The 2170-nt window shown below is 66.2% G+C and carries 3 protein-coding genes and 1 pseudogene; all 4 read left to right on the forward strand.

Annotated elements, in window-relative coordinates; all coding sequences use genetic code 11:
• Positions 1-215 (forward strand): annotated as a pseudogene (locus HGO92_RS23020) (type II glyceraldehyde-3-phosphate dehydrogenase); the annotation flags it as partial.
• The gene (locus HGO92_RS24635) at positions 212-499 is read left to right on the forward strand and encodes a DUF2933 domain-containing protein (RefSeq protein ID WP_205834999.1); all 288 of its coding nucleotides are present in this window, start codon (positions 212-214) and stop codon (positions 497-499) included. The pseudogene HGO92_RS23020 and the gene HGO92_RS24635, both read left to right, overlap by 4 nt.
• On the forward strand, positions 489-1169 hold the full coding sequence (locus tag HGO92_RS23030) for a methyltransferase family protein (protein ID WP_169999047.1): 681 nt from the start codon (positions 489-491) through the stop codon (positions 1167-1169). Before HGO92_RS24635 ends, HGO92_RS23030 begins: the two co-directional genes overlap by 11 nt.
• Positions 1170-1451: 282 nt before the next feature.
• Positions 1452-2170, forward strand: a 719-nt coding sequence (locus HGO92_RS23035; protein WP_169999050.1) for a DMT family transporter, incomplete at its 3' end; no start/stop codon positions are given.

The following is a 2170-nucleotide window of genomic DNA, read 5'->3' on the forward strand; positions in this document are numbered from 1 at the left end:
AGGACCTCGTCACGGTCCAGGGCGACGAGGCCTTCCTGACCTACCAGGTCGATAACGAGGCCATCGTCGTGCCCGAGACCATCGACGCCATCCGCGCCCTGACCGAAACCGCGCCCGACGCGGCGGACTCCATGAAGATCACCGACTCAACACTGGGCATGCGGCAGGACTTCCTCGCCGAAAACGTGCCCGCCCTGCGCGGCGACCGGCCGTGAACCACAACGAACACCCGGCCGGCCACCGGCCCGGCCCGCAGCCTCCGCAGCAGCCAGGCCCGGACAGGCGGGCCCTGCCTGTGCGCGCCGGGCTGGCCGTCCTGATCGCCATTGCCGTGATCTACCTGCTGACCAGCCACTGGCTGCACGTACTCGACGCCCTGCCCTACGTCCTCGTGATGGGCATGCTGGGGATGCACCTATTCGGGCACGGCCACGGCGGGCACGGGGGCCACGGCGGCCACGGAGGTCCGGGCGGAGGGAGTACGAAAGATGCCGGATGATTACGGGTACAACCTCTGGCTGCTGGTGATCCTGAACTCGGCAATCTTCATCATCTTTGCGTTCAGTTTCGTCAAACCCCGGACAAAACCGGACTGGCGGGCCTTCGGCGGGTTCTCCGCCTTCGTGATCGCCCTGTTTACCGAGATGTACGGCTTCCCGCTGACAATCTATTTCCTGTCCGGCTGGCTGGGCAGCCAGTTCCCGGACCTGAACCTGCTGACCCACAATTCAGGGCACCTATGGCAGGACCTTGTCGGCTGGCAGGGCGACCCGCATCTGAACCCCCTGCACCTGCTGAGCAACGTGCTCATCGCCGCCGGCTTCATCCTGCTGTACCAGGCATGGCGGATCCTGTATGCGGCCCAGCGGGAACACCGGCTGGCGGTCACCGGCATCTACGCCCGTATGCGCCACCCCCAGTACCTGGGATTCCTGACCATCATGTTCGGCTTCCTGCTGCAGTGGCCCACCATCCTGACCCTGATCATGTTTCCGATCCTCGTGGTGGTCTACCACCGGCTGGCCAAACGCGAAGAAAAGGACATGACAGCTGAATTCGGTGACGAGTACCTCGACTATGCCCGCCGGGTGCCGGCCTTCATACCGCGGCTGAGGCTGAACAAAACCAGTCACGGACCGAACCGGCCGCACGCCCCGGACACCCGGTAGCGGCCGGTGCGGCCGGCCGGTCTCCGGCAGCCACTCCGGGTTCTCGTAAATGGCTGCTGTACTTGCTGCAGGCTCTCCGGGGGCGGAGCCACAGCTGCTGCCCCGGCCACCCCTTGGCCGGCTTACGGGCGGCCGGCAGCCGGACGGTACCCGCCGGGTCACTGGCTCCGCTTCGCGTATCCTGATGATCCTGACCGGAGGAGGTGAGCACGAACGTTCATGGAACTCTCCGACCGCCCTTCGTCCCGGCTCCCTTCCAGCGGCGGCAACCAAGGTGCTCCCATGCGTAACCGTGACAAAGGCGTAGCCGCGAGCCCGGCCGGGCCGGGAAACCCCTTGCGGCGACCGAAGCCGATACGCATGCTCTGGATCACCTTTGCCTGGGGATCCTGTTTCCTGGCCATCAATATAGGACTGAAGGACGCGCCGGTCCTGTGGTTCGCCGCATTGCGGGCACTCCTCGCCGGCGGAGCCCTCCTCGCGGTGGCTGGGCTGCGGCGCGCGCCGATGCCGCGTGGACGGCGGACCTGGCTCCTGATAACGGTGCTGGGCGTTGTCAACGTGTCGGTGGCCTTCGGCGCCATGTTCGGCGGTCTGGTCGGGCTCTCAACGGGGGCCGCCTCGGTCCTGGCCAACGCCCAGCCGTTGCTCATCGTGCTTCCGGCCTGGTGGATCTACAAGGAAAGGATCTCGCCAAGGACTCTGGCCGCGGTCGGTGTTGGCTTTGCGGGACTGCTGGCTGTGGCCGCACCCAGTGGCGCGGGCACCGGGGCATGGCTATCGCTGACCTCGGCTCTGGCCATCACTGCCGGAACACTTATTTCACGGCAGCTGAAGTCCGACGTCCTGCCGGTGATCGGATGGCATTTCGTGATCGGTGGCGTGGTACTGGCGCTGGCAGCCTGGCTGACCGAGGGTGCCCCGGCCATTAATTGGAGTGCGCGGTTCGTCGCCATTCTCCTGTATGTGTCCCTCGTGGGGACCGCCGCGGCATTCCTCGG

This window comes from Crystallibacter degradans (genome assembly GCF_012952295.1).
Lineage (GTDB): Bacteria > Actinomycetota > Actinomycetes > Actinomycetales > Micrococcaceae > Crystallibacter > Crystallibacter degradans.

Bases quoted from the DNA above. Each gene is read 5' to 3' on its own strand.
- HGO92_RS23030 (WP_169999047.1), top strand. From the start codon at position 489: ATGCCGGATGATTACGGGTACAACCTCTGGCTGCTGGTGATCCTGAAC.